Source organism: Nocardioides sp. TRM66260-LWL, assembly GCF_020075545.1.
Lineage (GTDB): Bacteria > Actinomycetota > Actinomycetes > Propionibacteriales > Nocardioidaceae > Nocardioides.
Map to the genome: position 1 here is coordinate 17,956 of NZ_JAIQZK010000012.1, position 25,254 is coordinate 43,209.

Sequence of the window (25,254 nt, forward strand, 5' to 3'; positions counted from 1 at the left end):
GGGTAAGGACCACCCGCGACGGTGCTGTCGCGGCGATGCCGGTCGCCTACCCTGCTCCCGCTCCCCTCTCGGACCCCAGGAAGCCCCATGCCCGATCTGCAGTACGACCTCGAGCTGCTCCGCGAGTTCGGCGCGACGCTCACCCGCATCGCCGACGACCTCCACCACGACAAGCGCCTCGCCGAGCACGGCGTCGATGATCTCGCCCATCGCGACGTCGTCGACGCCGTCCGCGACTTCGTCGACGACTGGGACGACAAGCGGCGCAAGCTGACGCAGCGCGTCGAGTCGCTCGGCAGCATGGCCAGCGACTCCGCCACGAGGCTCGACGAGGCCGATCGCGAGCTCGCCCGGGCCCTGCGAGAGGCGTCGAGGTCGTGAGCCGGCGCGCAGGCGACTGGAGCCTGGTCGGACGCGACTCCGACCCCGTGCCGGCCGACGGAGCCGCGGTCGACCGCGTGGCCGCCGAGTTCGAGAGCCGTGGCCGCGACATGACGACCGCCGCCGACGTGCTCTCGCGGCTCGCGAAGCGCACCGAGTGGGTCGGCGAGGCCGGCGAGTCCTTCGCCGACGAGGCGGGCTCCACCCACGAGGACCTCGCCGACGCCGCCCGCAAGTACGTCGACGCCGGCAAGGCGCTGCGCACCTTCTCCGAGGCCGTCTTCGACGCCCGGAGCGAGACCTGGGCCGGCCTGCTGGCCGCCGAGCTCGCCGACGGCGACCGCGCCCGCAACGCCGACCCCGCGCCGGGCTCGGCCGTGCCGACCGCCACGCCCGATCCCGCCGCCGAGGCCGAGGAGTCGCGGCGACGCGCCCGCCTCCTGCAGGCGCAGGACGAGCTCGCGGCGGCCCGTCGTCGGGTCGACAAGGCGATGCACGCGCTCGACGAGGCGGCCCAGCGGGCCCGCAAGGCGATCGACGCCGCCTCCGGCCACTACAAGGACGGCTTCTGGGACGACGTCAAGGGCTTCGTCAGCACGGCGATCAAGGCGATCCTCGACGTGCTGAACGTCATCGCGATCATCCTGGCCGTCGTGATCATCGTCCTCGTGGTCATCGGCACCGGTGGCGCCGCGCTCGCCTTCCTGATCCCGGCGGCGTTCTGGCTCGGCGTGGCGATCTTCGGCCTCACGGCCGTGCAGGTGGCGATGGGCGACGCCGGGTGGGGCGACCTCGCCTGGGCTTCCCTGGGCCTGATCGGCGGCGGCCTCGGCAAGGGCGGTGCCGCGCTCGGCAAGTACTCGCTCCAGTCGCTGCGTCTCGCCGGCGAGGCGAGGGTCGCCGCATCCGCGAGGAACGCCATCCCGGCGGTGCTCCGCCGCGGCCTCCAGTCGACGTACCCGCGCTCGCGTGCCCTCGCCGAGACGATCCTCCAGCGGCGCATCGCTCGCGAGGTGGCGGCGTTCAAGAGCACGGTCGACGGGGCCGCCACGATCGCGAGCCGTCCAGTGCGGACGCTCGCCCAGATCGCGGACGCCGACGAGGCGCTGAGCACGATCCGGCAGATCCGCGCCCTGAGGCCGCACGTCGATGCCGGTCTCCTCAGCACCCGGCTGGGGCACGCGTCCGTCGGGCTCATGGGCGCCGGCTCCGCGACCGCGCTCGCCGGGCAGATCCACGACTTCGGCGGCGTCGTCGACCTGGTCAAGGACCTTCCCGGCGACCTCCAGGACGCCTGGGACGAGCAGGGCCAGCTGCTGGAGTCCGCGACGTCGCTGGTGGGCATCGGACGATGACGTCCGGCGACCGGGCATGCGTCGTCGGCCCGGCGGGTCCGGGCGTCGGCGCGCAGCTGGACGACGTCCGCCACTGGCGGCTGGTCGCCACCGCCGAGGGCCGCCTCCTCGAACGCCGCGGACCCGACGACCAGCGCGAGCTCTGCGCCCCCGGCCAGGCCGCCCGCGCCGTCGTCGCGCCCGCCATCGGCGATCCCCGCAGCCCCCGGCACGGCGAGGTGCTGGGCCTGCTCGACGACCACGGCTCCGTCCTCGCCGCCGTGCCCGTCGCCCACCTCGCCGACACCACCCTCACCGACGACCCCACGGCCCTGCGCCAGCGAGCCCGCCTCGCCGACCTCGCCACCCGCCTCGGGCTCACCCTCGAACGCGCCACGCCCGAGGAGGCCACCGCCGTCCGCGCCGCCCGCCGCACCTGGCTGCGCCCACCCCACGAGACCCGCACCCGCCGCCTCGCCTGGGCCACGGCGCCGACCGCGATCCTCGGCACCCTGGCCGCGATCGCGGCGACCGGCGACGACGGGCGCGCCCCCGGCCCGGGCGGCCACCTGGCGACCCTCGTCGCCGTCGCCCTGCTCGCGTCCGCGACCGTCCTGCTCCACCTCGTCCTGCGCCGCACCCTGCGCCACGACCCAGCCGGCGCCGACGAGCTGCCCCTCTCGTCCGCCGCGGCCACCGTCGCCGTCTCCGAAGGCGTCTCCCGCCCCCTGCCGGAGGTGCTCTCGCTCGAGATCGGCTCCCGGGAGGTCGTCCATCGCTTCGGCGCACGCACTCGGCGGGTGCCGGGGCCCGACGTGCTCGGCGCGACGAGCGCGAGGATCGATCTCTGGCGGGTCCGGTTGCTCGACGAGCACGAGGTCTCGCTGCTCGTCCTGCCGTCCACGCCCTGGCTCGACGCCGACGGCACGCCGACCCGGCTCGCGCGGACCGCGAGAGCGGCCGGTCTGCGAGTCGACGATCGCGACACCTGGGAGGACGAGCCCCCCCACACCGAGTCGATGGCCCTGATCGACTCCGCCCAGGCACAGACCTACACCCTGGGGCTCGGTCCGCTCCTCGGGATCGGCGTGCGAGGAACGCCGCTGCTGACCATCGTCGGCGGCACCTTCCTCGCAGTCTTCGGGCTCGGAGCCCCCGGATACGCCACCGATCACGATCCGGCGTCCCTCGCCTCCGGCCTGGCCGGCCTCGCGGTGCTCGTCTCGGCACTCGTCCAGGCCGTCCGCATCTCCCGCTGGACCCGCCGCTGGCCCGGCGACGACAGCCTCCACGCCGTCCTCGCCCCGGGCAGCCCTCGGAGCTGGACATGACCGACACGCTCGCCGCCTCGTCCGGGGCCGCCCCCATCGGGTGTCGGCCCGTCCCCCCACCACTCCCCAGGAGCGTCCGATGACCGCACCCGAGCCCGCGCCGCACGTCGGCGATCGGCCCGTCTGGTTCCCCGTCGACCACGAGGCCGACGCCGCGACCACGCGCGTCGCGCTGGCCGAGGAGTTCCCCCAGACGCCGGCCTCCTTGCTGGACTCCTACGCCGCGGGCATCACCACGCTGGCCGGGCAGCTGAGCAGCGCCATGGAGGGCACCGAGACGCTCCTGGGCGTGTGGGTGATGCTGCCGCGGGGCGGTGCGGAGCTCGGCGTCGACGCCGCCGCCACCTTCAGCCTCGTGCCCGCGGACGCCGACCTGCAGATCGGCGAGGTCATCGACCTGCTGATCGGCGGCTCGGAGCTCCACCAGCCGCCGGACGTGCAGGAGGTCGACACCGCCTCGGGGCCCTCGACGCTCGTGCGCATCCGCAGGGCCAGCCGGTCGGGCTGGCGGGGTCGGCGGATCGAGCTCTCCGAGACGGCGGCGGTCGTCTGGCTGCCCACGTCCACGCGGCGCGCCCTGCTGCTCCTGCGCACCGTCCCGGTCGACGACCTCGTGCTGGCCGCCGACGTCGCCGAGAACCTGGTGGCGCTGGCCGCCGGGATCCAGGGCGTCTGATGGCCACGGGCGGGACGCAGCGGTCCACCCGGGTCGTCGCCGACGAGCACGGGTGGCGCCTGGTGCTCCCGGCGGGATGGTCGAGCATCTCGACCTCGGCCGAGCAGCGCGACGCCGACGTCAAGCGGCTGCTCGACCGGCGCTTCGCGGGCAGGGCACGCGACGAGCTGATCCGCCTGCGCATCGACCTCGACCAGCGGCTCAAGGCCGACGTCGCCCGCGCGGGCGAGGCCGGCGCGACCCAGGTGATGGCGCTGGTCGACCCCGTCGACGGGCTGCCGGTCTCGGCCACCCTGGTCGTCGCCGAGCTGACCACCACCGACGACGGCTTCGAGGACGCCCTGGCCCGCGCGCTGCGCGGCGACGCCGGCGTCCTCGAGGTCGGCGCCGTCGAGGTCGCCGGACGCTCGGCCGTGCGCCGGCGCCGCCGTCTCCTCGAGGGCCTCGAGCCCGACGCCCCCGAGGAGCAGCGGCTCTGGCACACCCACCTCGACTACGTGATCGCGGTCGGCGACGACACCGTCCTGGTGCTGACCTTCGTCACCTCCACCGATCCGCTCGCCGACCCGCTGGTGGCGGTCTTCGACTCCATCGCCCAGTCGCTGCACCGGGCCGACGAGCCCGGGGCGGGCGCGCTGGCGTGGGAGACGACGCCGCTCAGCTGACCGGCACGCGGGCGTCCGGGCCGGCGCCGGTCGGGACCGGCGCCCCGGGCGCGGGCGGCTCCTCGTGGAACCCGTGCCGCTCCCACCAGCGGGCCAGCGGCCCCGGCGCCCACCAGTTCCAGCGGCCCAGGAGGCGCATCGTCGCCGGCACCAGCAGGGCGCGGACGACGGTCGCGTCGATGAGCAGGGCGACGAGCATGCCGAGGCCGAGCATCTTCATGAACACGATGCCGCTGGTGGAGAAGGCGCCGATCACGACGCCGAGCAGCAGCGCGGCGCTGGTGATGATCCGGCCGGTGCGGCGCACCCCGAGCGCGACGGCCTGCACGTTGTCACCGGTGCGGTCCCACTCCTCGCGCACCCGCGAGAGCAGGAAGACCTCGTAGTCCATCGAGAGCCCGAAGAGGATCGCCAGCATCAGGATCGGGTTGGTGGCGTCGAGGAAGCCCTGGCTGGTGAAGCCGAGCAGGCCCGCGCCGTGCCCGTCGCTGAAGATCCAGGTGACGACGCCGAACGACGCGCCGATCGAGACCAGGTTCATCGCGATCGCCTTGACCGGCAGCACCAGCGAGCCGAAGGCGAGGAAGAGCAGCACGAGCATCACGACGGCGACGATCAGCGCCATCCACGGCAGGTGCGCCCCGACCGAGGCGATCAGGTCGACCGTGCTGGCCGCCAGGCCGCCCACGAGCACCGGGGCGCCGTCCGCCGGCACCGCCCGCAGGGCCCGGACGACGTCCTGCGAGGCCTCGGTCTGGCTGTTGCCCGTCCAGGTGACCCGCAGCAGCGTCGCGTCCGCGCGCTCGGCCACCGGCGCGACGGAGACGACGCTCGGCACGTCCTGCGCCCCGGCCCGGTAGGCGGCCACCGCCCGGGCGTCGCCGCGCACCAGCACGTCGGCGGTGGACGTCTCGTCGCCGAACACCTCGATGATCCGCTCGGCGGCGAGCGCCGACGGCTCGTCGGCCGGCAGCACCCGGTGATCGACGCTGCCCCAGCGCACGCCGAGGAAGGGGCTCGCGACCGCGAGCAGCACGACCGCGGTGGCGGCCACCACGAGCACGGGGCGCCGCATGACGCCACGGGCCAGGCGCTCCCAGCGCTCGCCCTCCTCGGCCCCGTCGGCGCTCCGGCGGCGGCCCAGCCGGCCCGGCAGGCGGCCGGCGTCGATGCGCGGGCCGAGCAGCCGCAGCACCGCCGGCAGGACGGTGAGCGCGGCCAGCACCGCCACCAGCACCGCGGCCATGCCGCCGAAGCCCATCGAGCGCAGGAAGCCCTGCGGGAAGATCAGCAGGCTCGCCATGGCGGCGGCGACCGTCAGGCCGCTGAACAGCACGGTGCGGCCCGCCGTGGCCAGCGTGCGGCGCAGCGCGGCGTCGACGACGTCCGGGCCGGTGCCGCGGCCCGCCGCGCGGTGGCCGGCGAGCTCCTCGCGGAAGCGGCTGACGACGAAGAGCGCGTAGTCGATCGCCAGGCCGATGCCGAGCAGCGAGATCACGTTGACCGAGAAGACCGAGACGTCGGTGACCAGCGTGATCAGCCGGACGACCGCCAGCGCGCCGAGCAGCGCCACGAGCCCGACCAGGGCGGGCATCAGCGCAGCCACCGCGCTGCGGAAGATCAGCAGCGCCAGGAGCACGACCAGCGGGAGGCTGATCAGCTCGGCGCGGGCGAGGTCCTCCGAGGTGCGCCGGTTGACGTCGGTGTAGACCGCGTACGCGCCGGCGACGTCGGTGCTCACGCCGGGGGCGGTCGCCACGAGATCGGTGCGGATGCGGTCGTAGGAGGCCAGCAGGTCGGCCTCGGTGCTACCGGCGAGGGAGACCAGCACCAGGGCGTGGCGTCCGTCGGCGCTGACCAGCGACGGCGCCCGCCAGTACGGCACCACCGTCGTCACGGCGTCCTGCGGGAGCCGCCGGACGACCTGCTCGACAGCGTCGCGGAAGCCGGCGTCGTCGGCGCGCAGCGTGTCGGAGGAGTAGAGCACCTGGACGTCGACGGTGCGGTTGCCGAAGAGCGCCCGCGTCTCGCGCAGCTGGGCCGCCGACTGCGAGCCGGCGTCGTCGAAGCCGCCCTGCGAGAGCGACCCGAAGACGCCCGCCCCGAACGCCGCGGCCAGCACCGTGAGCAGCAGCCCGACGCCCAGCACCCGGCGCGGTCGCCCGGCCACGATCCGTCCCCAGCGCTCCATGACGACCTCCTGAGTGACACCCCGTCAGTTTCGTGAACGGCGTTAACGATAAACGGTGTAAACTGCACGCGTCAACCATCTCGAGGAGCCGCGTGACCCCGACCGCCAGCACCGACGCCGACCGAGCGGTCAGCCGCCGGGCACGCCACCGCGAGCAGACGACGGGCGAGATCGTCGACGCCGCCCGCGCCCTGCTCGCCGAGGACGTCGAGCTGTCGCTGCGGGCGATCGCCGGCCGGATCGGCATGACCGCCCCGGCGCTGTACCGCTACGTCGGCAGCCACCAGGAGCTCGTCGAGCTGGTGGCGTTCGAGATCGACCGGGCCGCCACCGTCGAGCTCGCCGCCGCCGCCGACTCCCACCCGGCCGACGACCATGCCGCCCGCCTCTGCGCGTCCGCCGCCGCCTTCCGGACGTGGGGCCTGCGGGAGCCCCGCGAGTTCGCCTTGGCCTTCGCCAACCCGATCGCGGAGTCGAGCTGCGCGCGGCGCGACCTCGTCACGGTCGCCCACTCCGCCATGCACTTCACCGACCAGCTGCGCGCGATCTGGGAGCAGCGGCGCTTCCCGCTGCCGCGCGTCGAGGACCTGCCGCCGGCGGTGCAGGAGGCCGTGCGCGACCCGCTGATCCCCGCGAAGACCGCCGGCCTCGACGACGCCGACCGGGGCCTGCTGTGGGTCTACATCCAGGGCTGGGTGCGGCTCTACGGCATCGTCACCCTCGAGGTGATGGGCCACCTCGACCCGCGGATCATCGACAGCGGCGACATGTTCCTGCAGGCCATGCTCGGCTTCCTGCCGACCATCGGCCTCGCGGACGAGCGCGAGCGGCTCGAGGGCGTGCTGCGCGCCCACCTCGTGCCGGTCACGGGGTGACGGCGAGCAGCACCTCGTCCACCCACCGGGGCACCAGCTCGGACGCCGGCCCGTGGCGGGTCTCGGAGAACCAGAGGGATCCCTCGCTGGGCTCGAGGTTGAGCTCCAGCGTGCGCGCGCCGGCCCGCATGGCCTGCTGCACGAAGCCGGCGGCGGGATAGACCGCGCCCGAGGTGCCGATCGAGACGAACAGGTCGGCGCCCGCGAGCGCGCCCATGATCCGCTCCATCTGGTACGGCATCTCGCCGAACCACACGACGTCGGGACGCAGCGCGGTGACGCCGCAGCACGGACACGGCGGCAGGTCGCCGAGGTCGCGCGTCCACGGCACGTGGGCGTCACAGCCCTGGCACCAGGCCGAGAGCAGCTCGCCGTGCATGTGGATCAGCCGGGTCGAGCCCGCGCGGTCGTGCAGGTCGTCGATGTTCTGCGTGACGACGAGGAGGTCGTCGCCGAGGACGTCCTCGAGCCGGGCCAGCGCGCGATGCGCCTCGTTCGGCTCGACCTCGGCCAGCGAGCGGCGTCGCTCGTCGTAGAAGCGGTGCACCAGCGACGGCTGCGCCTCGAAGCCCTCGGGGGTCGCGACGTCCTCGACGCGGTGACCGACCCACAGGCCGTCGGCGTCGCGGAAGGTCGGCACCCCGCTCTCCGCGGAGATGCCGGCACCGGTGAGGACGACGACCTTCATGGGTCCTGTCTACGCCCTGGCCGCACCGGCGCGCCAACGCGCCCGAGGGTCGGGACCGCTCGGGCTCAGGACGGACGCCACGACGACCGACGGCGCGACGCCGGCCGCAGCCGGACGTCGCGCCGTCGAGGTCAGGCGGACGGGGTCATCGTCCGATCATCGTCGGGTCACCGTCGGGTCACTCCGAGGGGGACTCGCTCGGAGCGTCCGAGCTCTGCTCCTCGATCGAGAAGTTGATGTTGTCGCCGTCGACGGAGGTGACGGTGACCTTGACGTCGACCGACTCGCCGTTGACCACGACGGTGCAGGTCTGCGCCTGACCGACCTCGGCCTTGAGGTCGCCGGGGCAGCTGACGGAGTCGAGCGGGGTGTCGGGGTTGTTCTGCTCGAAGTTCTCGGTCAGCTTCTTCTCGAGGTCGGCCTTGCTCATCGACTTCTCGCTGCCGACGCTCACCTCGGCGCTGCAGGCGCCGAGGAGGGCGAGGGAGGCGACGGACAGGGAGGCGGCGAGGACACGGAGACGCATGGCGACATGACAGCGTGCGCGGCGCTGTGACGTCCCGGAAACACGACAGATTTTGCCCGCGCGCGGGGTCGCCCGGGTCACAGCCGGCGTCGGGGGTCCGTCCGGGGCAGGCGGCTCAGTAGTACCAGGGGAACCCCTGCACGCTTGACGCAAGCAAACGTCTAGTGACGTCGATGTGCTCCTGACCTGCGGAAACGTTCCGATCGCTGACGACCGCTGACGGTCCGTGATGATCGTGCTGTGCGCAGTACGTGCACAGTGGGCGGTTGCTCAGCGTGGCACCGGGAGGCAAGGCCTAGTTGAATGGTTCGGCGTCGGATTGGGCGACCGCGGTGCCGACTGACGACCGGCTCCGGACCGGCGAATGGTGCTGCATGAACTGATCGACGTCGGGGCGACCAGTTGAGCGAACGGTTGCGCCGCACCGTACGAACGCACACCCGACCGGGTGACCGAACGCAACGGACTATCGGCCACGCGCGCTCACGTCCAGGGCCGCCGACATCGACCTGCGAATCCCGGAAGCTGCGCCAAGGATCGTTCCCCAGCGCGGGCTGTTTGGGGCACCTTGTGGGGAGGTGCCTACTCACCGGTCGCTGCCGGCGCCAATCGGGGTGAGGAAGCGGCGGAGCTCTCCTACGGTTGTGTAGAGCCGTCCGTTGCCGTTGAACTTCCACCACCGCGGACCGATGCATCGCTGCTTCCAGTCGCGCACTGTGCGTTGTGGAGTGTGAATGAACGTACAGAACTCCTCGAACAACAGAATGCCGTTGTCGTCCCAGTCGTCGGGGATCTGGATTGGCCCCATCTTGAGTTCTGACATGGCCGGTACCTCCCTCTATGACGCGCCGAACCTGATTGCAGGCGCTGATGTCGGGACAAGCAACAGCATCCCGCCCGGATCGGACACGATCCGTCAACTCCTCGCGGACCGACGGCTTCGGTGCACCTAGACCGCGGAAGTCGGCCGGGCCGTCAATAGGCGCCGGAGAGCGCACGGGCGGCGACACGCTCATAGCCCGCGGGAATGGGCCTTCTCAATGTCTATAAGCGGGTGTCCGCTCAGCGCGATCAGAGCGGCTTCTACTGCTGGTGGCCTGCTGCTTCTTGCTCTTCTTTGAAGAAGGCTGCTCGCATGCGGAGGTCCTTGCGGGGGTCGGCTGGGGCGCAACATCCCGAGGTCGCTTTGATGCGACCTGTCAGCGTGCCGTAGGTGAGCATTGTTACGACGAGCAGGACGGCGATGACGCCGATGACGGCCATGGGTGACATTTCAGGCGAGGTTGTAGCCGGCTTCTTCGACTGCGCCCCGGACGGCGGCCGGGTCGAGGGGCGCGGCGCTGTTGACCTCGACCTTGCCGGTGCTGAGATCGACGGCAACGTCTTCGACTCCGGGGATGGCCTTGAGTTCCTCGGTGACGGAGGCGACGCAGTGGCCACAGGTCATGCCGGTCACGGTGTAGGTGCTGGAGGTCATGATCGATTGTTCCTCCATGGTGTCAGTAGGGCTTGGTCAAGAGGTCGGCGCGGCCTTGTTGGCGGATCTAGAGCACGATCAGCACGCCAACGACAAGAATGAGCGTGGCCCATCGCAGCCGCGGGCTCCAGTGGATCTGGAGGTTCAACCATCGTCGCGCGGTCACGCCGACGATCATCCGCAGCACGGCCGCCGCGGCCACGAAGGTCGCGAGGATTCCGAGGGGGTTGTAGGTCCAGGCGGAGCCCAGTTTGCCTTGGGCGGTGAGGCGTGCCGCGCGCGTCCCCCCGCAGAGCGGGTCCATGATACCCATCCGGTGCAGGGGGCCATGAAGGTCGACCGGTGGAAGCCCGAACCGAGCCATGACGATGGCGAGCCCGAGACCGGCGATGCCGGCCCACGTCACCAGACGCATTTCGTCGCGGCGAGACCACCGCACACCCACGAGAGCTTGCGAGAAGCTCACAGCGGTAGCCATTCAAGCGCTCCTTGCTCCTCGACACGCGTTTTGGTTGCCTACTCCTGAATCTACTATGGTCAATAGTAGAGCGGGGCATCGTTCCCACCCCGGTGGGTGCCCGGCTTCCCCGTTTTGGGCACCCACCATCCCCTCTTGCCCGGGCAGGGCCGTGTCATAGGGAGGCGGAAGGGAAGTGTGTGGGACGGCATCGCCAAACGGGCCACGACGAGCCACCGGCAGCACCGTACGCGGGAGCTGGCAAACGCCGGAAGACGGCTGACCACCCGACCAGCGGCCGACACCGCGCCGCACCCAGCGCCGGCCTACTGCGGTCGCTGCCGTCCTCCTACCCCAAGGTGATGGGCGCGTTGGTGGTGGCGGGCGCGGTCGGCGGCGGCGCGGCGATGGCAGCCGAGCACGGCGCTGCGCCGCGCGCGGTCGCAGCCGACTGGCGCGCGCCGGTCGCAGCAATCGCGGCCGATCCCAGCACGCTCGAGCAGCGGGAGTCGGGGATCAGCCGGTCGACGAACCGTACGTCGGCGGCGCCCGTCGACCCGGCCGACCAAGCCGCCCGGCAGCGTCAGCGAGTTCTCCGTAAGCAGCAGGCCGAGGCCCGCGCCTACGCTCGCGAACTCGACGCGCGGCGTTGGGTGCTCCCGGTGCGGGACTACCACCTGACCGGAACGTTCGGCGAGGCGAGCTCACTGTGGAGCTCTACCCACACCGGCCTCGACTTCGCGACCACCTACGGCACCGCCATCCATGCCGTTGCTGCAGGGACGATCACCGAGGCCGGCTGGGCCGGCTCCTACGGCTACCGCACCATCGAGACACTGTTGGACGGAACAGAGATCTGGTACGCCCACCAGTCGAAGATCCTCGCTCGCGTCGGCGACCCAGTCGATCGAGACGAGGTCATCGGTGAGGTCGGGAGCACCGGCAACAGCACCGGCTCGCACGTTCACCTGGAGGTGCGGCCCCACGGCGGCGATCCGATCGACCCCCAGATCGCGCTTCCCGAACACGGCGTGACGCCATAGCGGTTCCCCGGGATTGATCAACTATCTGGGATAGTTGATTGTGTGACTCGTGATGCAGATGATTCTCGTGGTGCTGTTTTCCAGGCGGGGCGGCGCCCGGTCATCAAGGGCGCTCTTGCCCTTGCCGCTTTCGGGACTGCCGGGGCCGCCGGCGTGCGGCTCACACTGGGCCACGGTGCTGCCGGAACCGGGCGCGGCGGACTGGAGTTGTCCTCCCATGTCCAGCCAGGGATGGACACGCTGGAGGTCCCCATCGCCACGGCAGGGGTGCAGACCGTCGGGCCCACCCATTGGCGCTCTGGTCTCCTGGACGCCACTGCTTTCACGATGATCGGGTTCGCGTGGGCAACGACGAGCCCCCAGACACCGACGGTTCGGGTCAGGACGCGCCGCGCGGGAACGTGGAGCAACTGGTGGCCCCTTCCGCCAGCACACGAGGCGGCAACTTCGGGCGGCGCCGCGGCGAGCGACCACACCGGAACCGAACTTGTGTGGGTCGGCCTGTCAGACGGAGTCCAGTTCGATGTACGCGGCGTGCTCGCGCCGCAAATGAAACTGGTCCTGCTCTACCCCAAGCCCCTGCCCAGCGACGCGACCGTCCCGGCTGTCGGCCCCGCAGGCACCTCGATCCCCTCCACACTCCTCGAGGGGACGACCAACGCGACCGAGCGGCTTCGCCCGACAGTTCTATCGCGCGCCACCTGGGGCGCCGACGAGTCGTGGCGAGACAGCGCACCGCGCTACAACCACGCCTTCCAGCAAGTCCATGTCCACCACACCGCAAGCGTGAACGACTATGCGGTCACCGATGTCCCCGCGATCATCCGCGGCATGTATCGGTATCACACTCACAACCTCGGCTGGTCGGACCTGGCCTACAACTTTCTCGTCGACCGCTTCGGTCGGATCTGGGAAGGACGGGCCGGGGGTGTCGCACGTCGGGTTCGCGGCGCACACACCCTCGGCTTCAACGCCACATCCGCCGGGGTGGCGGTGATCGGCAACTTCGAGGTCGGCGCACCCGATCCGAGGATCCCGAACGCGGTGGCGGCAATCGCCGCCTGGAAACTCAGCCGATGGTCCGGCGACCCCCTCGGCCAGGCACGGGTCGTCTCCGAGGGAAGCGACAAGTTTGCTCCCGGCCGCGCTGTCGACCTGCCCGTGATCGACGGGCACCGCGACACGAACGACACCGCCTGCCCGGGCAGCCACCTCTACGCCCAGTTGCCCCAGATCCGCCAGCAGACTCGTGCGCTGATGGATGAGGCAGCGAAAACACTGCTCGCAGTCGTCGACCCTGTCGCGGTCTCTGGAACCGCGGAGGTCGGCGGGGCTCTCACGGCCATCCCCGGACGGGTTGACGCATCGGACGCAACGTTCACCTACACCTGGATGCGCAACGGCACCCCGATCGCAGGTGCAACGGGTCCGACCTATGCAGTAGCTCCAGCCGACTTCGGGATGAGCCTGTCGGTTTCGGTCACCGCGTCGGCACCAGGCCGACTCGCCATCACCCAAGTCGCACCGTTCGGCAAGACTGTCACGGCCCGACCCACGATCACATTGACCACCCGAGTCCGCCGTCGCCGCATCGGGGTGAAGGCCGTCCTCGTTCCGCCGGAGGGCCTGGGGCGCGTGCCCTCGGGATCGGTGCGCATTCGGGTCGCCGGCCTCGAGGCCACCAAGACGTTGGTCGACGGTGTCGCGGGAAGCCGTTCACGGCGTCTTCAGCCTGGCATGAAGCATGTGGTCGTCACTTACGCCAGCGACAACGGCTACGAGACCACATCAGCGAGCACGGCGGTCCTGATTCCTGGTTCCTAGGGCCACGCGTGGTCGCGCCCTGCTGGCGACCACCGTGACCACCAGCGCTGGGGCTGTGAAGGCGTCTGCCTCCCCGGGTGAGATTTCCTCCGCCGAGGATCTACTATGCGTCATAGTAGATACATGGAGGAGGTTGGTCTGCCGTGAGCAGCATCAGGCGACGCGCCAAGAACAGCGCTGTCGACAAGCAACTGTCCAACTGGACGAAGCGTCGGGTCATCTCGTGGACGCTGTTCGCGCTGGCGGGGCTTGTCGCCGTGCAGCACCTGCTTGCGCATGCGGGCTTCCGACCACTTCCGATCTCGATGGGCTGGCAGGACCTGCTGCTCGGCTACCCCATGGCCATCGTCATCGCGGTCATCGGCGGTATCGCCATGGACCCGAACCCGCGGATCTGAGGACCACGGTGACCGTTCTGGCGTTACCGAGCCCTGCCCAAGGTGTATGGCATCTCGGGGTCTTCCCCGTGCGTGCCTATGCGCTGTGCATCATCACCGGCATCGTCGTGGCCTGCTGGCTGGCCGAGCGGCGCCTGGTGAAGCGCGGGGGGCCGCCGGGAGCTATCAGCGACATCGCCCTGTGGGCGGTTCCCTTCGGGATCCTCGGGGGTCGGCTCTACCACGTGCTGACCGACCCTGAGCTCTACTTCGCCGCCGGACGGAACCCGTGGAACGCGTTCGCGATCTGGAACGGTGGCCTGGGGATCTGGGGAGCGGTGGCTCTCGGCGCGATCGGTGCGTGGATCGGTGCTCGCCGCGCTGGCGTCTCCTTCGCACTCGTCGCCGAGGCCGTCGCGCCCGCGTTGCCGATCGGGCAGGCCATCGGACGATGGGGAAACTGGTTCAACCAGGAACTCTTCGGTCGCCCCACGAGTCTGCCGTGGGGTCTGCAGATCGCGCCGTCTCACCGGCCCCCCGGATACGAGACGGTCACGACCTTCCAACCGACGTTCCTCTACGAATCTCTGTGGGATCTCGGCGTCGCTGCACTCGTGTGGTGGGTGGGCAGCCGGTTCAAGGTCGGCGGGTTTCGCCTCTTCGCCGTCTACGTCGCCGCTTACACGGTGGGTCGCGGCTGGATCGAGTACCTGCGCATCGACAAGGTCAACCACTTCCTCGGTCTGCGCCTCAACGACTGGACCAGCCTGCTGATCTTCGCGGCCGCCGTGTCGTTCTTGGTACTGACCCGGCGCGCCACGTCCACGTCGCGGCCTCTGGAGTCGACGGTGCCCTCGCGTGACTGATCTCGATCAGACTTCCCCGCTCAGCACGCAGCCCGTTGAGCCGGCCGCGGTCCCCTCAGCGATGTCACCTCGAGAGCTGGGTCGCTGGGCCTGGCGCCAGCTCACCTCGATGCGCACCGCGCTGATGCTGCTGATGCTCTTGGGCCTCGCCTCGATCCCCGGCTCCCTGATTCCGCAAACCAGGGTGGACCCCAACGCGGTCATCAACTGGCAGACGGCTCACCCGGATCTCACCCGGATCTACACGAAGCTTGACCTCTTCACCGTCTACGGATCGCCCTGGTTCTCGGCGGTCTATCTGTTGCTGATGGTGTCGTTGATCGGGTGCATCGTGCCGCGGGTTCGCGTCTACTGGCGTGCTGTGCGAGCACGGCCGCCACGGGTTCCCCGGAACCTGCAGCGGCTACCCGCCTCGATCACCACGATGACGAGTCTCCCCGCCCGGGCCGTCGCCGAGCACGCCTCACGGCTGCTGCAGCGCGCACGGTACCGAGTCGACGTCGTAGAGGAGGCCGATGGCGGCTTCGCTGTCGCTGCTCAACGTGGATACCTCCGCGAGGCCGGCAACCTGCTGTTCCATGTCAGCCTGCTCGCCGTCTTGGTCGCCTTCGCCGTCGGCGACATGTTCGGCTACAAGGGCTCGGTCAACATCGTGTCGGGCCAGACGTTCACCAACACACGAGAGGCGTACGACGACTACGCCCCCGGGAGTCTCTTCAGCGCCGATCGGCTCGCCGGCTTCAACCTGAAGCTCAACGACTTCAAGGTCAACTACCTGACGTCCGGGCCGGAGCTCGGTCAACCCACCTCGTTCCGGGCCGACGTCACCTATTCCACTCCCAGCGGCGCGTCCCCGACGAACATCGCCCTCGAGGTCAACCATCCCCTCAGCATCGACGGCACCGACGTCTTCCTGACCGGCAACGGCTACGCCCCAGAGATCACCGTTCGCGACGGCGACGGCAAGGTCGTTTACTCCGGGCCGACGGTCTTCCTGCCGACCAGCAGTACCTACGCCTCATGGGGCGTGATCAAGGCACCCGATGCCTCGCCGACCCAACTGGGGTTCGAGGGCCAGTTCCTCCCCACCTATGCCACCGCGCCTGGCGTCGGCCCGTACTCAGCGTTCCCCAACGCCCTGGCACCCACACTGTCCCTGACCGCGTTCACCGGTGATCTTGGGCTCGGCTCCGGCGTACCGCAATCGGTCTACTCGTTAACCAAAACCCACCTCACCCAGGTCCGCAACAACGCCGGCAAGCCACTCACCCTCACCATCGCACTCGGCCAGACACGGAAGCTGCCCGGCGGGATCGGGTCCGTCCGCTTCGACGGACTGCGCCGCTACGCGCGGCTGCAGATCGCCTCCTCGCCGGCGTCTCCGCTCGCCTTGACCGCCGTAGTGCTGGCACTACTGGGGCTGATCGGGTCGCTGTACGTGCGCCCACGGCGGATCTGGATCAGAGCACGCGCCACCGCAGGCCAGACCGAGCTCGAGCTGGCCGGCTTGGACCAACGCGACGGCCCGGCCCGAGGAGCCGCCCTCACCAAGGTCCTCAACGACCTCACTGCCGAGCTCACCACCGACGTCACAGGGGCATCCGAATGAACGCCGTCCAGTACTCCCACTTCAGCAACACCGCGATCATGTCGGCAGCGATCATCTACTGCCTAGCGATGACCGCTCACATCACCGAGTGGGCCCTCACACGGACACCCGTAGCGGAGCCAGCCCTTCCCCGCGAGTACGTCTCGACGGCCAGCACCCCGACCCCGACGCAGATCGCGGCCGAGCCGGTGCCGCAGTCCTACCGGAAGGATTTGGCCGGCCACCTCGGCGTCTCCCTGACCGCCGTGGCTTTCCTGCTGCATGTCGCTGGCGTCGTGTCGCGTGGACTGGCCGCCGGCCGCGTGCCGTGGGGCAACATGTATGAGTTCACGATCACGGGCACCGCGGTGGCCGTCGGTACCTACCTTGTATGGCTGCGATTCCAGCCGGTCCGGTGGCTGGGCCTGGCGATGACGGGATTCACAGTCGTGCTGCTGATGGTGGCCGTCCTGCTGCTGGATGTCCCTGCCGGCCCGCTGGTCCCGGCGTTGCAGTCCTATTGGCTCTACATCCATGTCACCGCCGCGATGATCGCGACCGGCTCGTTCACCGTCGGGGCGTTGGTCACCGCGATGTACCTGATTCGAAGCCGAGCTGAAACAGCGGGACGGACCAAGGGGCTCGGATCCCGGCTGCCCGACGCGGACACGATCGATGCCCTCGCGTACCAGATCCATGCCTTCGCGTTCCCGGTGTGGACCTTTGCCGCGCTCATTGCCGGGCCGATATGGGCGAAGTACGCGTGGGGTCGCTACTGGGGTTGGGACCCGAAGGAAGTGTGGGCCTTCATCACCTGGGTGGCGTACGCCGCCTACCTTCACGCCAGGGCCACAGCGGGGTGGCGGGGCCGCAAGGCCGCCTACTTGGCGCTTGCAGGGTTCGCTGCACTCTGGTTCAACTTCATCGGCGTGAACTTCTTCATCAGCGGGCTTCACTCCTACGCCGGAAAGTAGTCCGTTCGGCAGGCGCCGCACGCTGCTGACGCGACGGTCGGGCTGGAACGTCGCCACCCGGTTCAGCCCAGCAGGCAGATGCCTTCCCAGGCCATCGCCAGTGCGGGTCCGGCTGCGAGCAGCAGCGGCACCACGATGGCAGCTCCGATCCCGAGAGCGCCGAACGCGGTCGACCCGCGGCCTAGTCGACGGTTCGGAGCTTCCAGGCGCAACAGGCGGGTCTCGACGTCGAGCGCGCTTGCAGCGAGAGTTGCGGCGGGCGCTGGAAGGCACGCGAGCCGCAGAAGTGCGCTGCGCAGTGACCCGGCGTCGACGTGGCGACGTGCGGAGTCATCAGCACTGAGCTCGGCGTACATGCGCACTTGCGGCATCGCTCGGCGGAAGGCTGGGAAGAACGGGACCAGGGTCGAGAACAAGATGCGGCAGGCCGACATGGTGAGGTGGTGGCGCTGGCGCAGGTGGGCGTGCTCGTGGGCCAGGACCGCGTCGAGCTCATCTTGGTCCAGGGTGGCCAGCAGGCCGCTGGTCACCACGATCCGGTGGCTTCGCCCACCGATACAGAACGCGTAGGGCGCGTCGTGGTCGACGACGAGCGCTCCCGGCAGAAGATCGGAGCGGCCGAGTAGGTCGAGGGCCGCAACCCGGGTGGTCCGTTCGCGACGGTCGGCAGTGGTCGTGCGTAGTGCGCACCAGGTGGCACGCGCGAGCAACGCAAGGAAGAGCGTCAAGCCCAGCAATGACGTCAGTGTGCCGCCGGGTGAGGCGTACCCGTGGCGCAGGTTCTCCGCGCAGAGATTGAACAGACCGGCGAGGTCGGCGCTGACGTGCGGGAAGGAGATCGCCAGGGCCAGTCCGCTCGCCGCCAGCGAGAGCAGGACCGATGCGGCCAGTGCCTGCCAGGCCGCGATTGCTAACTGCGGGGCACGGGTGGTCCACGTCGCATCGCGCAGCCATCCTGCGGCTAGCGTGCCTGCGGTGAGCGCGTAGGTCGCCAGCAGGATGGCGCTAATCACCGAGTGCTCGCTTCAATCGGTTCACCTCGGTCGGTGACATCTGGTCGAGGAACCTCAGCAGGGTCACCGACGTGTCACCGCTGTCGCTCACGAGCTCGTGCATCAGCTCCGCGGTGTGCGCTGCGCGGTCCTTGGTGGGCTGGTAGGCGAAGGCGCGACCGGTCTTCTCGCGGGTGAGGAATCCCTTGCGGTGCAGGTTGTCCATCACCGTCAGAACGGTCGTGTAGGCCAGCGGCGGGTCGCGATCGATCCGAGCGAGGACGTCACGGACGGTCAGCGGATCGCCGGTGGACCAGAGGTGGTCCATCACGACGGCTTCCAGATCCCCGAACTGGCGCATGCCTGTCGACCTCCTTCTCAATCGTTCAATCGCGCTCACTGGCGGCGCTTACACCAGAGGGTCCCAGCCGTTCGCGGTCTGACGGTAAACGTTGGCCCGGTCACCAGCTAGTGCCGCAACGAGAAGGTCTCCGCTCGAAGTGTAGGAGGCCGCGCTGGTTCCCTGAGGAACCGCGAGCGCGGACCAGGTCTGTCCCCCGTCGTTGCTCTGTTGTGCTCCGTCCATGCCGACCTCGACCATGTTCGTCCCATTCCGGTCAACAGCGACGGCCATCGACCCCATCGCGCTGCCGAGCGGGCTCCAGGTCCGGCCGCCGTCGGTGGTTTTGACGACGCCTTGCTGCATGGACGGGGCGATCGCGACGTCGGGGTTGGCAGGATCGACCCAGATGGTGCCCATGAAGGCGCGGCCGGCTTCGCTGCGAAGGTCGAACACACGCCCACCGTCGTGGGACACCATCACCCCCAGGTCCGTGGTCGCCAGATAGATCACGTCGTCGCTGGCACCGACCGCATGAACGTCGGCCCTGGACATGTCGCGGACCGGATTGAACGTCTGCCCCGCGTCCGTAGACGTGAACAGACCCGCGTGTCCGCCTGCGAACAGCGTCGCCCCCGACATGCCCCACGCCATGACGTCCTTGTCGTCCAGCGAGGTGATTTGCGTCCATCCTCCCCCGCTGAGCCGGTAGCCGGCGCCGCCGTGTCCGCCGACGAACACACGGTCGCCCATCTGAGCCACGGCGTGGAGGTCCCCACCGACAACCGGCCCGGCCGCGCTCGCGGTCTCGTAGCGGCGGTTGGCGTATGTCCCGATGATGATGACCGCCAGCATGACGACGAACGCCGGGATGACGAAGCGTCGGGCGCGCGGCGAGAGGCCGAAGAGTCGATTGTCGGCCGAGGTGCTCATCGTTTGGTGGTCCTTCGCTGACCCCGATTCCCAGATGGCGAGGTCTACCCATCTACTATCAACTACCGACGATAGTAGATGGGTAGACGGTTGAACGAGACACTCCGGAAGGCACGAACGGGGATCGTGCTGCTCATCATCGTGTCGGTGGTCGGCATCGGTTGGTGGCAGGTCCGACACCTGAAGGCGACCGCCGGGAACGACGGCTCCAACGCCGGCGTCGGGCTCACCTTGTACAGGGGGGATGCCGGCATCGCACTCCCGACGATCAGCGGCAAGACAGTGGACGGAAAGTCGCTAGACCTTGCAGACCTCCACGGGCACGTGCTGGTTCTCAACGTGTGGGGCTCGTGGTGCGCGCCATGTCGAGCCGAAGCACCCGACCTGTCGAGAATCGCGGCCGAAACCGCGCCCCGCGGGGTGCGGTTCGTCGGCATCGACGTACGCGACAACCCCGCAGCGGCCCGCGCCTTCGCAAGCAACTACGCCATCACCTATCCCAGCTTCGATGACCAGAACGGACTCGTTCTGGCACAGTTCACCGGCATCATTCCGGTCAGCGCGGTGCCATCGACCCTCGTGGTCGACCGGGCCGGCGTCATCCGGGCACGCGTCGTCGGCCAGGTCGACGGCAACACACTTCGGGGACTCATCGAGGACACGGAGAAGCTGTCGTGATCCACGCCATGTCGGTGGGCACAACCGTCGCGTATGGCCCCCTGCTGGCCGCACTTCCGTTCGCGGTGCTTGCTGGCCTGGTCTCGTTCCTCAGCCCCTGCTGCCTGCCGCTCGTGCCCGGCTACCTCGCCTATGTGACCGGCGCAGCGGGTGCGGATGCGACCGGACAGGCCTCGCCGGCTCGGCGTTCCACGGCGGTGGTCGGCACTGGCCTGTTCGTTCTCGGGTTCGCCGCGGTGTTCACCAGCTATGGCCTGTTCTTCGGCGCTCTGGGCAGTACCCTGATCCGTCACCAGGACGTGATCCTCCGCATCCTCGGAGTGCTCACCGTCGCGCTCGGCCTCAGCTTCGCCGGCGTCCTCGCGACGATCCCGGTGCTCTCCGGTACGTTCAAGATGGCCTACAAGCCGCGCGTCGGGCTCGCTGGAGCACCACTCTTGGGCGTGATGTTCGGCGTTGGTTGGACACCGTGCATCGGGCCGACGTTGGCCGCCGTGCTCTCGCTGGCCACCACCTCCGGCACCGCCGGTCGTGGTGCCGTGCTGTCGTTCGCCTACAGCCTCGGCCTCGGCATCCCGTTCCTCCTGGCAGCGCTCGGAATCAGTCGTGTCTTCCGCGCTTTCGCGTTCGCCAGGCGACACGCGCTTGCAGTGATGCGGATCGGAGGCGGGCTGCTGATTGTGCTCGGGGTCCTCGAGGTCAGCGGCGTATGGGGAGCGTGGTTGGCCAGCCTCCGTACCCTCATCGGTACTTGGCAGCCGCCGCTGTGACGGGCCGCGTCGTGGTCTGGTTGATCCGGCATCCGATGAGCGCCGTCTTCCTCGTGCTGGCGCTGTTCGCCGTCATCGGCATCGGTCTGGCCGGCGCCTTCACCGACAGCAGTCCCGCCCCTGGGCCTGCGAGCCCGGTGGTCATCGGCGGTACTGCGAAATCCACGCTGCCGACACCGACCCAGTTCCCGCCTCAGAATCGAGTCGAGGAGACACACCGTGCACTGCACGCGATGGGCCGCGCCTGCAAGGTGCCGATCTCGACGCGTCGACCCGGATCAGTGCGCGGCCCGGTCGAAACGATGGAGCAGTTCGCTCGCGACTTCCCGAACGGCGGCTTCACGATGGATGACGAACCAGGAAGCACGCTGTCGCTGCTGGTCGTCGTGCGCTACGAACTGCAAAGCTGTGACCCCTCGCTGCTACCCAGCGTTGACGAATTGCTGCCCGAACGGTTCCGAGACCCCGCCTAGGGTTCAGGGTTGGAGGCCGGCGAGCACCACCGGCACGAGCACGGCGCCCGACGCTTCGGAGCCACCGGGAGCTGCCAGTGCGTAGAGGCAGTACCGCGCCAGATCGGCGGGTGCCACATCGCCACGCACGGCTCCCGCCTCAACGGCGCTGGTGATCGCCTCGGCGAACAGATCGAGTACCTGCTGCTCGGCCTGCTCCAGGTGGGCACCCTGATGCAGCAGAGTGGCGAGCTCGCCTCCGCGTGGCACGCCGCGCGCGATCGTGGCGTAGCAGGTCAGGACCGCGGCGAGTCTCTCGGCCGGGTCAGTGACGTCGGCCGCGGCGTGCCGTAGTTGCGTGACGTGGGCGTGGACTTTGTCGGTGTGCCATTCGACGAGGATCGAGTCGACGTCGGGGAAGTAGCGGTACAACGTCGCCCTTGAGATTTCGACGCGATCGGCGATCTGCGACATCGATAGGCCCGCGGCGCCGTGCTCGTGGACCAGTGACCACGTGGCGTCCTTGATGGCGTCGCGCACCGCGCTGCGGTGCGTGGCCACCGACTCACCCCATGACTTCGGCATGTCTCCACTCTACAGATCGTCACTGTTGCGACAGTCTGTATCGTATCGGTCATAGTGTTTCGTGATGATGTTCCGAAGCCCGATGAAGGAGGAGCGATGCTCCATTCGACCGCCAGGATCGACACGCCGCGTGCCGAGCGCTACCGCGATCAGCTGGCCCGGCACGGTGCGGGCATGCTCCGTCAGACTCAGATCGGGGGTGCCGTGGGGCTGCCTCCGATCCGGGACGCGTCCACGGTTGAGGGGGCGGTGGTCCTCGAGTTTGCGTGGGGGCGGTGCACCGTCACGGCCACGCAGGGCGAGCTCGTACTGTTCGCCGAGGCGTCTACTGCGGCGGACCTGGAGCGGATCCAGTCGGGGGTGGGAGGCCGCGTGACGCGCATCGGTCGTCGTGACGGTCTGTCGGTGGCCTGGTCGGCAGCCGAGGGTGAGCAGTCGCCCGAAAGTGTGCTCGGGTCGTCTCCACGGCATGGGCGACTCTTCGGCGGGATCGCGTTCGTCGTCATCCTCGCGGCGGTCGTGGTTGTTCACCTGGGTCTCGCTGCGGCGCTTGTGGGCAACGGGTGGACGTGGTGGGCGCTGCTCGCGCTCGGGTTGGTCGTCACCGGGAAGGTTCTCGCAGTCCGCCACTTTGCAGCCCGCCATTTGGTGGCCAGCTTGCGTGGACATTTGCCACCGTGGCGCCGGCATTGAAGGTGGTCGTTAGTCGTGGCCTGTGTGGGTCTCTGGCTCGGAGGCGAATCGGCGGGCGCAGTCGAGTGAGAAGAACCAGTACTCGGCGTCGTGGTAGCGCAGAGAGCCGGCGGCGGTGGCGCGGTCGACCCACATGCGGCAGACGGGGTCGACGCTTCCCGTCCGGGGCAGCGGACCGATCCCGAGCTCGAAGAGTTCTTGGTGCTCGGAGACGTTGCGCAGTGCCACCTTGCCGATCCGGGTCACTGGGTAGCTGAGTTCTCGGGCAGCCTCGGCCACTTCCCTGGTCGCGAGGGTCTGGCCGCCTGCGGCCTGGCCAGCGACTCGTGCGGCCAGATTGATCGCCGCGCCGAACATGTCCCCGTCGCGCTCGACTGCGGGGCCGTGGTGGAGGCCGGCGCGGGCGAGGGGAAAACCGTCGAGTTCTGCAGTGGCCGTCAGGAGCCGATCGACGAGAGCGACGGCCGCGCGCGGGCCGGTTGATGCCAGCAGCACGGCATCGCCAATCGGCTTGATGAGGCGATCGCCGTCGTCGAGGTTGGCTCGAGCGAGTCCGGCGAACGCGACGGCCAGGTCAGCGGCCAGGTCGTCGCCATGGGTCTCGGTCAGCGCGGTGTACCCGGCGAGGTCGACCATCGCGAAGGTCCAACTGGTCATCGACGGCGATCCTTGGTGCTGGTGTGCGGGAGGGTCAGCACGAAGGAGGACCCGGTTTCGCGCCCCTTGCTCGTGGCGGCGAGTGTGCCACGGTGAGCCTCGGCGATCGCCCTGCTGATGGTGAGCCCGATGCCCGAGCCCTGTTGTTCGCGATCACGCGCGGTGTCGCCGCGGTAGAAGCGTTCGAAGATGTGGGGCAATTGTTCGGGGGTGATCCCCTCGCCAGTGTCCGTGACGGTGATTGACAGGGTGTCGCCCTCGGATTTCCATGCAACGGTCACCGTTCCTCCGGGAGGGGTGTGGCGCGCGGCGTTGCCGAGCAGGTTGGCCAGCACCTGCATGATCCGTTCTCGGTCCATGGTGAGCGCTGTCGGCGGTCCGGGTCTCACCTCTAACGCGATGCGTTTCGCCTCGTAGATCTGGCGATGGGAGCGGAGCGCGGACTCGACGACCTCTGCTATCGGCGTCTCGGCGAGGTCGAGGTGGAGCCGTCCCTCTTCGGCGCGCGAGACCGCGTCGATGTCTTGGGCTAGGCGTGCGAGTCGAGCGACCTGGTCGCTCAGCACGGTTCGGGTGGCCTCGTCCCAGGTGCGTACGCCGTCGTCGAGTCCTTCGAGGTGGGCGCTCAGCGTGGCGATCGGGGTGCGGAGCTCGTGGGCGAGGTCGGACAGGAGCCGCCGGCGGGTGTCCTCGGTGTGGGCGAGTTTGGCGGCCATGGTGTTAAACGCGCTCGCGAGGGTGTCCAGTTCAGGTCCGGCACCGCCGACGGCGACGCGGGTGTCGTAGGTGCCTCCAGAGACCTCCGTGGCCGCGTTCGTCAGATCGGTGAGGGGTTTCTGGAACCGTCGTGTGAGGTACCAGCTGACGACGAGCGCGAGCGCCAGAGCAGTGAGTACGGCCAGACCGAGGGAGATGGCGCTGGCGGTGCGGTAGGCCTCTTCGACGTGCATGCGTTCGGACGGGTCGGGTGTGTGGTCGGCCTTGAGCATGTGCTCGTGGAACAGCGGCGGTCCCACCAGAGCGGCGATCACTGCCGCGGTTGCAATGGCGGCCACGAGCACGAGCATCTGGGCCAGTAACAGGCGGGTGCCGATCCGCCAGGTCGGCCGCGGGGCGGGGTGTCTGTGCGGATCGGGAGTCATGGACGCGGCTCAGCAACGAATCGGTAGCCGACACCGCGAACAGTGTCGATGAACCTCGGTGACGTCGCGTCGTCGCTGATCTTGCGGCGCAGGTGGGTGATGTGGACGTCCACGATGTGCTCGTCACCGCCCCAGCCTTCGCCCCAGACGTCGTCGACGAGTTGGCGGCGGGTGAAGACCCGCCGCGGGGCTGCGGCCAGCGTTGCGAGGAGGTCGAATTCGGTGCGGGTCAGCGCCACGTCGCGATCATCGACCCAGATCTCGCGGGTAGCGATGCTGAGCCGCATCGCGTCGAAGCGGGCTTCGTCGGTCGGTGCCGGGCTGGTGGCTAGTTTGCTGGCCCGGGGCCGACGTAATGCGGTCTGGATTCGGGCGATGAGCTCGCGCGGGGAGAACGGCTTGGTGATGTAATCGTCGGCTCCGACCCCCAGACCGATGAGTTTGTCGACCTCGTCGTCGCGGGCGGTGACCATGATGATGTAGCAGTCGGAGAAGGTGCGGATCTCACGACACACCTCCACTCCGTCCAAGCCAGGGAGCCCGAGGTCGAGCACGACCAGGTCCGGGTCGATCTCGCGAGCGGCGGTGACTCCGTCGGGCCCGGTGTGGACCTGGATGGCGTGGTACCCGCCCTTGGTCAGGTAGTCGGCCACGATCTGTGCCAGCGGCTTCTCGTCCTCGACCACCAGCACCGGCGAGGCTTGTTCAGGCGTGCTCATGACACCAGTCTTCCGCGTGC

The 25,254-nt window shown here is 69.6% G+C and carries 30 protein-coding genes; 16 read left to right on the forward strand and 14 right to left on the reverse strand.

Annotated elements, in window-relative coordinates:
* Nucleotides 1–87 precede the first annotated feature (87 nt).
* The 5 genes from K8Z61_RS17930 to K8Z61_RS17950 all read left to right on the forward strand — a co-directional run bounded on the left by K8Z61_RS17930 (nucleotide 88) and on the right by K8Z61_RS17950 (nucleotide 4,387).
* The gene (locus tag K8Z61_RS17930) at nucleotides 88–381 is read left to right on the forward strand and encodes a hypothetical protein (protein WP_224131600.1); all 294 of its coding nucleotides are present in this window, start codon (nucleotides 88–90) and stop codon (nucleotides 379–381) included.
* Nucleotides 378–1,736, forward strand: coding sequence for a hypothetical protein (locus tag K8Z61_RS17935; protein ID WP_224131601.1), 1,359 nt, complete (start codon nucleotides 378–380; stop codon nucleotides 1,734–1,736). The genes K8Z61_RS17930 and K8Z61_RS17935 overlap by 4 nt, the downstream gene beginning before the upstream one ends.
* Nucleotides 1,733–3,046 carry a hypothetical protein gene (locus K8Z61_RS17940; RefSeq protein ID WP_224131603.1) on the forward strand — a complete coding sequence of 438 codons (1,314 nt, stop codon included), beginning with the start codon at nucleotides 1,733–1,735 and terminating at the stop codon, nucleotides 3,044–3,046. Before K8Z61_RS17935 ends, K8Z61_RS17940 begins: the two co-directional genes overlap by 4 nt.
* A gap of 79 nt (nucleotides 3,047–3,125) precedes the next feature.
* Nucleotides 3,126–3,722, forward strand: a complete 597-nt coding sequence (locus K8Z61_RS17945) for a hypothetical protein (RefSeq protein ID WP_224131605.1) — start codon at nucleotides 3,126–3,128, stop codon at nucleotides 3,720–3,722.
* Entirely contained in the window at nucleotides 3,722–4,387 is a 666-nt protein-coding gene (locus K8Z61_RS17950; protein WP_224131607.1) for a hypothetical protein, read from the forward strand. Before K8Z61_RS17945 ends, K8Z61_RS17950 begins: the two co-directional genes overlap by 1 nt.
* Here the strand turns inward: K8Z61_RS17950 and K8Z61_RS17955 are convergent.
* Nucleotides 4,380–6,578 carry an MMPL family transporter gene (locus K8Z61_RS17955; RefSeq protein ID WP_224131609.1) on the reverse strand — a complete coding sequence of 733 codons (2,199 nt, stop codon included), beginning with the start codon at nucleotides 6,576–6,578 and terminating at the stop codon, nucleotides 4,380–4,382. The two genes, K8Z61_RS17950 and K8Z61_RS17955, sit on opposite strands and share 8 nt — an antisense overlap.
* 92 nt (nucleotides 6,579–6,670) lie before the next feature.
* Here K8Z61_RS17955 and K8Z61_RS17960 point away from each other — a divergent pair, with 92 nt between their 5' ends.
* Nucleotides 6,671–7,453, forward strand: a complete 783-nt coding sequence (locus K8Z61_RS17960) for a TetR/AcrR family transcriptional regulator (protein WP_224131611.1) — start codon at nucleotides 6,671–6,673, stop codon at nucleotides 7,451–7,453.
* Here K8Z61_RS17960 and K8Z61_RS17965 read toward each other — a convergent pair.
* The 6 genes from K8Z61_RS17965 to K8Z61_RS17990 form a co-directional block, all read right to left on the reverse strand.
* Nucleotides 7,443–8,141 carry an NAD-dependent deacylase gene (locus tag K8Z61_RS17965; protein WP_224131613.1) on the reverse strand — a complete coding sequence of 233 codons (699 nt, stop codon included), beginning with the start codon at nucleotides 8,139–8,141 and terminating at the stop codon, nucleotides 7,443–7,445. The two genes, K8Z61_RS17960 and K8Z61_RS17965, sit on opposite strands and share 11 nt — an antisense overlap.
* Nucleotides 8,142–8,319: 178 nt before the next feature.
* Nucleotides 8,320–8,667 carry a DUF4333 domain-containing protein gene (locus tag K8Z61_RS17970; protein WP_224131615.1) on the reverse strand — a complete coding sequence of 116 codons (348 nt, stop codon included), beginning with the start codon at nucleotides 8,665–8,667 and terminating at the stop codon, nucleotides 8,320–8,322.
* A gap of 586 nt (nucleotides 8,668–9,253) precedes the next feature.
* Nucleotides 9,254–9,490: a hypothetical protein gene (locus K8Z61_RS17975; RefSeq protein ID WP_224131617.1), complete on the reverse strand. Its 237-nt coding sequence runs from the start codon at nucleotides 9,488–9,490 to the stop codon at nucleotides 9,254–9,256.
* A gap of 260 nt (nucleotides 9,491–9,750) precedes the next feature.
* Nucleotides 9,751–9,930, reverse strand: coding sequence for a hypothetical protein (locus tag K8Z61_RS17980; protein ID WP_224131620.1), 180 nt, complete (start codon nucleotides 9,928–9,930; stop codon nucleotides 9,751–9,753).
* A 10-nt stretch (nucleotides 9,931–9,940) separates the two neighbouring features.
* Entirely contained in the window at nucleotides 9,941–10,144 is a 204-nt protein-coding gene (locus tag K8Z61_RS17985) for a heavy-metal-associated domain-containing protein (RefSeq protein WP_224131622.1), read from the reverse strand.
* Nucleotides 10,145–10,211: 67 nt separating this feature from the next.
* Nucleotides 10,212–10,622, reverse strand: a complete 411-nt coding sequence (locus K8Z61_RS17990) for a DUF2752 domain-containing protein (RefSeq protein ID WP_224131624.1) — start codon at nucleotides 10,620–10,622, stop codon at nucleotides 10,212–10,214.
* A 341-nt stretch (nucleotides 10,623–10,963) separates the two neighbouring features.
* On the opposite strand from K8Z61_RS17990, the gene K8Z61_RS17995 reads away from it, so the two are divergent.
* The 6 genes from K8Z61_RS17995 (at nucleotide 10,964) to ccsB (ending at nucleotide 17,273) form a co-directional block, all read left to right on the forward strand.
* A complete protein-coding gene (locus tag K8Z61_RS17995; RefSeq protein ID WP_224131626.1) occupies nucleotides 10,964–11,644 on the forward strand; it encodes a M23 family metallopeptidase in 681 nt (226 codons plus the stop codon).
* Between the two features lie 231 nt (nucleotides 11,645–11,875).
* Complete coding sequence (locus tag K8Z61_RS18000) at nucleotides 11,876–13,468, forward strand: N-acetylmuramoyl-L-alanine amidase (RefSeq protein ID WP_224131628.1); 1,593 nt, start codon at nucleotides 11,876–11,878, stop codon at nucleotides 13,466–13,468.
* Nucleotides 13,469–13,611: 143 nt separating this feature from the next.
* Nucleotides 13,612–13,866 (forward strand): hypothetical protein, encoded by a 255-nt coding sequence (locus tag K8Z61_RS18005; RefSeq protein ID WP_224131630.1) that lies wholly within the window; start codon nucleotides 13,612–13,614, stop codon nucleotides 13,864–13,866.
* Between the two features lie 8 nt (nucleotides 13,867–13,874).
* Entirely contained in the window at nucleotides 13,875–14,711 is an 837-nt protein-coding gene (gene lgt, locus K8Z61_RS18010; protein ID WP_224131632.1) for a prolipoprotein diacylglyceryl transferase, read from the forward strand.
* Entirely contained in the window at nucleotides 14,704–16,320 is a 1,617-nt protein-coding gene (locus K8Z61_RS18015) for a cytochrome c biogenesis protein ResB (RefSeq protein ID WP_224131633.1), read from the forward strand. Before lgt ends, K8Z61_RS18015 begins: the two co-directional genes overlap by 8 nt.
* A complete protein-coding gene (ccsB, locus tag K8Z61_RS18020; RefSeq protein ID WP_224131635.1) occupies nucleotides 16,317–17,273 on the forward strand; it encodes a c-type cytochrome biogenesis protein CcsB in 957 nt (318 codons plus the stop codon). The genes K8Z61_RS18015 and ccsB overlap by 4 nt, the downstream gene beginning before the upstream one ends.
* A gap of 62 nt (nucleotides 17,274–17,335) precedes the next feature.
* Here the strand turns inward: ccsB and K8Z61_RS18025 are convergent, their stop codons facing one another.
* From K8Z61_RS18025 to K8Z61_RS18035, 3 genes are read right to left on the reverse strand one after another with little or no spacing between them, the layout of a single operon-like run.
* Nucleotides 17,336–18,286, reverse strand: coding sequence for a M56 family metallopeptidase (locus tag K8Z61_RS18025; RefSeq protein ID WP_224131638.1), 951 nt, complete (start codon nucleotides 18,284–18,286; stop codon nucleotides 17,336–17,338).
* Nucleotides 18,279–18,626 carry a BlaI/MecI/CopY family transcriptional regulator gene (locus K8Z61_RS18030; protein ID WP_224131640.1) on the reverse strand — a complete coding sequence of 116 codons (348 nt, stop codon included), beginning with the start codon at nucleotides 18,624–18,626 and terminating at the stop codon, nucleotides 18,279–18,281. Before K8Z61_RS18030 ends, K8Z61_RS18025 begins: the two co-directional genes overlap by 8 nt.
* Nucleotides 18,627–18,674: 48 nt before the next feature.
* Nucleotides 18,675–19,538, reverse strand: coding sequence for a hypothetical protein (locus K8Z61_RS18035; RefSeq protein ID WP_224131642.1), 864 nt, complete (start codon nucleotides 19,536–19,538; stop codon nucleotides 18,675–18,677).
* A 126-nt stretch (nucleotides 19,539–19,664) separates the two neighbouring features.
* On the opposite strand from K8Z61_RS18035, the gene K8Z61_RS18040 reads away from it, so the two are divergent.
* The 3 genes from K8Z61_RS18040 to K8Z61_RS18050 are packed head-to-tail and all read left to right on the forward strand — an operon-like array spanning nucleotide 19,665 to nucleotide 21,459.
* The gene (locus K8Z61_RS18040) at nucleotides 19,665–20,216 is read left to right on the forward strand and encodes a TlpA disulfide reductase family protein (protein ID WP_224131644.1); all 552 of its coding nucleotides are present in this window, start codon (nucleotides 19,665–19,667) and stop codon (nucleotides 20,214–20,216) included.
* The gene (locus K8Z61_RS18045; protein ID WP_224131646.1) at nucleotides 20,213–20,986 is read left to right on the forward strand and encodes a cytochrome c biogenesis CcdA family protein; all 774 of its coding nucleotides are present in this window, start codon (nucleotides 20,213–20,215) and stop codon (nucleotides 20,984–20,986) included. The genes K8Z61_RS18040 and K8Z61_RS18045 overlap by 4 nt, the downstream gene beginning before the upstream one ends.
* 35 nt (nucleotides 20,987–21,021) lie before the next feature.
* Nucleotides 21,022–21,459 carry a hypothetical protein gene (locus K8Z61_RS18050; RefSeq protein WP_224131648.1) on the forward strand — a complete coding sequence of 146 codons (438 nt, stop codon included), beginning with the start codon at nucleotides 21,022–21,024 and terminating at the stop codon, nucleotides 21,457–21,459.
* A 3-nt stretch (nucleotides 21,460–21,462) separates the two neighbouring features.
* Here the strand turns inward: K8Z61_RS18050 and K8Z61_RS18055 are convergent, their stop codons facing one another.
* Nucleotides 21,463–22,023 (reverse strand): TetR/AcrR family transcriptional regulator, encoded by a 561-nt coding sequence (locus K8Z61_RS18055; RefSeq protein WP_224131650.1) that lies wholly within the window; start codon nucleotides 22,021–22,023, stop codon nucleotides 21,463–21,465.
* 96 nt (nucleotides 22,024–22,119) lie between these two features.
* Between K8Z61_RS18055 and K8Z61_RS18060 the strand changes: the two genes are divergently transcribed.
* Nucleotides 22,120–22,716: a DUF2218 domain-containing protein gene (locus K8Z61_RS18060; RefSeq protein WP_224131653.1), complete on the forward strand. Its 597-nt coding sequence runs from the start codon at nucleotides 22,120–22,122 to the stop codon at nucleotides 22,714–22,716.
* A 9-nt stretch (nucleotides 22,717–22,725) separates the two neighbouring features.
* On the opposite strand, the gene K8Z61_RS18065 is transcribed toward K8Z61_RS18060, so the two are convergent.
* The 3 genes from K8Z61_RS18065 to K8Z61_RS18075 form a co-directional block, all read right to left on the reverse strand.
* Nucleotides 22,726–23,373 carry a hypothetical protein gene (locus K8Z61_RS18065; RefSeq protein ID WP_224131655.1) on the reverse strand — a complete coding sequence of 216 codons (648 nt, stop codon included), beginning with the start codon at nucleotides 23,371–23,373 and terminating at the stop codon, nucleotides 22,726–22,728.
* Nucleotides 23,370–24,440 carry a HAMP domain-containing sensor histidine kinase gene (locus K8Z61_RS18070; RefSeq protein WP_224131657.1) on the reverse strand — a complete coding sequence of 357 codons (1,071 nt, stop codon included), beginning with the start codon at nucleotides 24,438–24,440 and terminating at the stop codon, nucleotides 23,370–23,372. Before K8Z61_RS18070 ends, K8Z61_RS18065 begins: the two co-directional genes overlap by 4 nt.
* 71 nt (nucleotides 24,441–24,511) lie before the next feature.
* Nucleotides 24,512–25,234: a response regulator transcription factor gene (locus K8Z61_RS18075; RefSeq protein ID WP_224131659.1), complete on the reverse strand. Its 723-nt coding sequence runs from the start codon at nucleotides 25,232–25,234 to the stop codon at nucleotides 24,512–24,514.
* Nucleotides 25,235–25,254: the final 20 nt, after the last annotated feature.